5 protein-coding genes are annotated in these 5266 nt (G+C 71.0%); 4 read left to right on the forward strand and 1 reads right to left on the reverse strand.

Features of this window, described 5'->3' with window-relative positions; genetic code table 11:
* Both ACFWPI_RS12025 and ACFWPI_RS12030 read left to right on the forward strand, forming a co-directional pair.
* Positions 1 to 391 (forward strand): HNH endonuclease (locus tag ACFWPI_RS12025; RefSeq protein WP_380424757.1); only part of this gene is annotated, 391 nt, incomplete at its 5' end.
* Between the two features lie 77 nt (positions 392 to 468).
* Positions 469 to 1674: an agmatine/peptidylarginine deiminase gene (locus ACFWPI_RS12030; protein WP_380379037.1), complete on the forward strand. Its 1206-nt coding sequence runs from the start codon at positions 469 to 471 to the stop codon at positions 1672 to 1674.
* A 283-nt stretch (positions 1675 to 1957) separates the two neighbouring features.
* Here the strand turns inward: ACFWPI_RS12030 and ACFWPI_RS12035 are convergent, their stop codons facing one another.
* On the reverse strand, positions 1958 to 2554 hold the full coding sequence (locus ACFWPI_RS12035) for a TetR/AcrR family transcriptional regulator (protein ID WP_063352386.1): 597 nt from the start codon (positions 2552 to 2554) through the stop codon (positions 1958 to 1960).
* Between the two features lie 246 nt (positions 2555 to 2800).
* Between ACFWPI_RS12035 and ACFWPI_RS12040 the strand changes: the two genes are divergently transcribed.
* Together ACFWPI_RS12040 and ACFWPI_RS12045 are read left to right on the forward strand one after the other, a co-directional pair.
* Positions 2801 to 4021: an agmatine/peptidylarginine deiminase gene (locus ACFWPI_RS12040; protein WP_380379039.1), complete on the forward strand. Its 1221-nt coding sequence runs from the start codon at positions 2801 to 2803 to the stop codon at positions 4019 to 4021.
* Between the two features lie 98 nt (positions 4022 to 4119).
* Positions 4120 to 5118, forward strand: a complete 999-nt coding sequence (locus ACFWPI_RS12045) for an agmatine/peptidylarginine deiminase (protein WP_380379040.1) — start codon at positions 4120 to 4122, stop codon at positions 5116 to 5118.
* The last annotated feature ends 148 nt before the right edge of the window (positions 5119 to 5266 follow it).

A 5266-nucleotide genomic window follows, 5' to 3' on the forward strand; every position in this document is an offset into this window, starting at 1 on the left:
CTACAAGTCCGCCTGGACCAGGATCGACAGGCACGTCATGGTCAAAGGGGCGAATTCCCCTGACGACCCGTCCCTGATCGAGTACTGGGCGGCCCGCCGACGCCGCAGTCTGCCTTCGACGGTCGATAAGACATCGATCGCCCTGGCGGCACGTCAGAAGGGGATTTGCCCGCTGTGCAAACAGCCGCTGATCTCCGGTGCCGAATACGAACCCGACAGCCCGCGAGAGTGGGCCGCATGGTTCGCGGCATCGATGAAGCCGTTGCACAAACACCACTTCATCTATCGACGAGACGACGGGCCGGACACACGAACGAACCTTCGCCTCGTACACGCCGAATGTCACCGCCAGCATCACGCTGGCGACCATAGAAGGGCCATAGACGCATGACCATCCAAAGCAGCCAGCAGGGTCCGCTTGAGCCGGATGCGGGGACGACCCGCACGTCCGGTTCTGAGGGGGCCGGGGTGCGGCAACGCACCCCGGCTACCCGACTGCCCCACCCTGATCTGTCCCGCCGCACCATCCTGCGCTCCCTCGGCGGCGCGGGCGTCCTCGCCCTCGGCCTGACCGCCTGTTCGGACCTCGACGAACCCGTCGAGGACGCCACGCAGGCCCCGCAGCCGTCCGGGGCGCCGCAGCCGTCCGGGGCCCCGGCGGCGCCCGGCGGACGCCGCTTCGGCGCCGAATGGGAGAAGCACGTCCGCACCGTGATGTCCTGGCCCGCCTCGGAGAACGTCTGGGGCGACCAGCTCCCCGACGTCCGGAAGGACATCGCCGGCCTGGCGCGGACCATCGCCGCCCGCGAACCGGTCGTCCTGATGGCCCGCCCCGAGCAGAGGGACGCCGCGCAGAGCGCGTGCGGCTCCGCCGTCGAGGTCGTCCCCATCGCCGTCGACGACCTGTGGGCCCGCGACACCCTGCCGGTGTTCGTCGAGGAGGGCGGCAAGGTCAAGGGCGTCGACTTCAACTTCAACGGCTGGGGCAACAAGCAGCAGCACGCCAACGACGGCAAGATCGCCCGCACCGTCCTGGCCAAGTACGGCGTCGAACGCATCGAGACGAAGCTGGTCGCCGAAGGCGGCTCCTTCGAGACCGACGGCCAGGGCACCCTGCTGGTCACCGAGAGCTCCGTCGTCAACGGCAACCGCAACCCCGGCATGTCCCGCGACCAGGTCGAGGCCGAGCTCAAGAAGGCCCTCGGCGTCACCACCGTGATCTGGCTGGCCGGCGTCAAGGGCAAGGACATCACCGACGCCCACGTCGACTGCCTCACCCGCTTCGCCGCCCCCGGCGTCGTCCTGCTCGACCAGGCCTTCCCCGGTTCGCCCGCCGACGTCTGGTCCCGCTCCGCCGACCAGGCCCGCGGCGTCTTCAAGGACGCCGTCGACGCCCGCGGCAAGAAGCTCGACGTCATCGAACTCCAGCAGCCCGACCCCGACAAGATCACCGGCCGCGGCGACGCCTTCGTCTCCTCCTACATGAACTTCTACGTCGGCTCCAAGGGCGTCTACCTCCCGAAGTTCGGCGACGACCGCGCCGACGACCGCGCCCAGCAGATCCTCAAGCAGCACTTCCCCGACCGCGAGATCGTCCCCGTCAAGATCGACAACATCGCCGCCGGAGGTGGCGGCATCCACTGCGCCACCCACGACATCCCGGCCGTCGGGTGAACGCGCGGTTCGACTGACACCCGCCGGGGCGTGCGGCCTCCTCGAAGCTCTGCAGAAATCGAACAGTTCTGACTTCGGGCAGCACGGGCCCCTGCCGAGAGTTCGGCAGGGGCCCACGGTGCAGAGACCTGTAGACGGCCGGGACCTGCCGTCGGCCAGTGGCAGGCCGGCCGACATCGGCTACCGTCTGCCGCCGGTCCGACGGCCCGGCCTCACCTCAGGTGTCGGGTGAAGAACTGGGCCGCGGCGGCCCGCACCGAACCCCGGGCAGGTGGAAGGTCGGTCAGCAGCGGCACCGTACGACGGCCGGCAGCGCCTCCAGCTCGACCTCGATCGCCTCCCGGAGCAGGCGTCGTGCGTGCTCCAGCGGCATCGAGCCGGTCAGCCAGCGGGCGCTGAGGCCCTCGATCAGGACGGTGAGGCGTTCGGCGGAGGCCGTGTGGGCCGGCGCCGTGGCCTCGGGGCGGGCGCGGCCGAGCAGGTCCGCGACGTCGTGCACCCAGGCGTGGGTGGCCCGTGCCAGCTCCTCCCGGAGATCGGGCTCGAAGACCGCGCTGGCCCTCAACTCCCCCCAGGCGGTGCTGTTCTCGCGCACGTCCGGGGTGTCCTGGAGTTCCAGGAGCAGGACCTGTTCGAGGTCGCGTCGGGGATCGTCCGAGTACCCGGCCGAGTCCCCCTCGGCGGTGTAGCGGTCCGCCCGGTCGCTGATGAACTCCAGGGTCTTGCGGAGCAGCCCGGCCCGGTCGGTGAAGTGGTAGTACAGCAGCGAGGTGGACACCCCTGCCTCGGCGGCCAGTTCACCCACGCGCAGCCCGCGCACGCCACGCCGCGCGATGACGCGGGTGGCGGCGATGAGTATCTCTGTTCGACGATCCGACACAAGCGATCACCCTACCCGGCCGGGGCCTCTCGTGGAGGAATTCCTGATCAAAGTTTCAGGGCTCAATGACCCTGCGACCAGGCGGGCGACCTCGGATCGGGGCTCACGGCAGGTTCACGGCAGGCTCGGGCCAGGCCGGTGCGGCAAGGAAAACCGCGATACCGTACGTATCGGGTATTGACTGAATTTTTAGTTGCAGCCAAGATGTGCGTCACCCCACACCTCCCCGCCCCCGAGGGAGTCCTCTTGGACACGCCCGTTCCCACCCGCCGCAGCCTGCTCAGATTCGGCGCTGCCGCCCTGCCCGCAGCGGCCCTCGGCGCCGCGTTCGCCACCGGCCTCGGCACCTCGGTCGCCGCGGCCGCAGAAACAGCCACGGACACAGCCACAGCCACGGACGCGGCCGCAGCCACAACGCCGTCCGGCGCCACGCTGCGGATGCCCGCGGAGACCGACCGGCACACCCGCACCTTCATGGCCTGGCCCGCCCTGTCCTCGGTCTGGCGCAGCCAGCTGTCGGGCGTCCGCCGGGACATCGCGAACGTCGCGTACGAGCTCTCGCGCTACGAGCCGGTCGCGGTGCTGGCCCGCCCCGGGCAGGCCGCCGACGCCCGGTACTACTGCGGCTCCGGCGCGTACTACGGCATCGAGGTCCTGGAGATCCCGAACGACGACCTGTGGATCCGGGACTTCGGCCCGACCTTCGTCGTCGCACCCGGCACCATCGCCGGGGTGGACACCAACTTCAACGGCTGGGGCAAGCGCGACACCTCCTACTACCAGCCGTACGCCAACGACGCCGCGGCCGCGGGCACGCTCCTGTCCCAGTACGGGATCGCCCGCGTCCAGGCCCCGTTCGTGGGCGAGGGCGGCTCGCTGGAGACCGACGGACAGGGCACCCTGCTGGCCACCGAGAGCTCGCTGGTGAACCCCAACCGCAACCCGGGCATGACCCGGGACCAGGTCGAGCAGGCGCTGAGGTCGACGCTCGGCCTGGACAAGGTCATCTGGGTCCCGGGCCTGGCCGGCCAGGACATCACCGACTGCCACATCGACTGCCTGGCCCGCTTCATCTCCCCCGGCCAGGTCATGCTGGACCAGCCCGGCCCGGGCACCGACCCCCGGTGGGTCGAGGTCTACCAGCAGACCAGGCAGGCCCTGCAGAACGCCACCGACGCCCAGGGCCGCCGCCTGACCATCACGGAGCTGCCCGGCCCCGACCGCAACTCCATCCGGGGAACGGGCAAGGACTTCCTGTCCAGCTACACCAACTACTACACGGCCAACGGCGCCGTCCTCGTCCCGCAGTTCGGCGACGGCTACGCGGACGGGGTCGCCTACGCGATCCTCCAGGCCAAGTACCCCGACCGCACCGTCGTCCAGCTCGACATCGACAACATCGCGAGCGGCGGCGGCGGCATCCACTGCTCCACCCAGTCGCAGCCCGCCGTACCGCCCGCCGGCTGAACGCGGCTGAGCGCGGCCGAGCCCCCCGCCGACCACCTCGGTCGGCCACTCTCGACCCCATCCTGACTGAAAATTAGAACAAGAGAGAAGGATCCGTCATGACGTTCCAGATGCCGGCCGAGTGGACCCCCCACGACGGGTGCCTGATGGCCTGGCCGACCAGGTCGGACCTTTGGGGGGAGACCTTCGAGGAGGCCAAGCGGGAGTACGCGCAGGTCGCCCGGGCGATCTCCGAGTTCGAGCCGGTCACGATGGTCGCGCTGCCGGACCGGGGCGCCGAGGCGCAGGAGCTGTGCGGGGAGGGCGTCGAGGTCGTGGAACTCCCCATCGACGACTCGTGGTTCCGCGACTCCGGGCCGATCTTCGTACTCGGCGAGGACGGCCGGCGGGCCGGTGTGGACTTCCGCTTCAACGCCTGGGGCGGCAAGCACCACCCGTACGACACCGACGACCTGATCGCCGGGCGGCTGCTGGAGCGCCTGGGCGTCGAGCGCATCGACTCCCGGATGATCCTCGAAGGCGGGGCGATCACGGTCGACGGCGAGGGCACGCTGATCACCACCGAGCAGTGCCTGCTGAACCCGAACCGCAACCCGGGGATGAGCAAGGAGGAGATCGAGGCCGAGCTGATCGCGAAGCTCGGCGTCAGCACGATCATCTGGCTGCCGTACGGCGGTCTGCTGGACACCGAGACCGACGGCCACGTGGACGGCGTCTGCGCGTTCGTCGCCCCCGGCAAGGTGATCGTCCAGCTGCCCGCCGACCCCGAGCACCCCGACTACGAGCGCATGCGCGCCAACCACGCCGTCCTGGCGGCCGCCACCGACGCCCGGGGCCGCAGGCTGGAGATCCTCGAAGTCCCGCAGAGCGCCTTCGTCGAGGTCAACGGCACCGACGTCGAGGTCGGCTACCTCAACTTCTACATCGCCAACGGCGGCGTCGTCGTCCCGGTCGCCGACGTCCCGGAGGACGAGGGGGCCCTCGCCGCCATCGCGGCCGCCCTGCCCGGCCGCAAGGTCGTCGGGGTCCGCTCCCGGGTGATCGCCTACGGCGGCGGCGGTGTCCACTGCATCACCCAGCAGGTGCCCACCGCCTGAGCCGCCCGCACGCACAACCACCCACCCGTCGCCGCGGCCCCGGCCGCGAACCCCCGCCTGCCCGGGGGGCCCCCGGCCCGGGGCGGCGGGGCGCCCGGGGGGGGGGGGGGGGGGAGGGCGGGGGGCCCGGCGGCGGGGGCGCGGGGCC

Origin of the sequence: Kitasatospora sp. NPDC058492 (assembly GCF_042720685.1) — a bacterium.
Taxonomy (GTDB): domain Bacteria; phylum Actinomycetota; class Actinomycetes; order Streptomycetales; family Streptomycetaceae; genus Kitasatospora.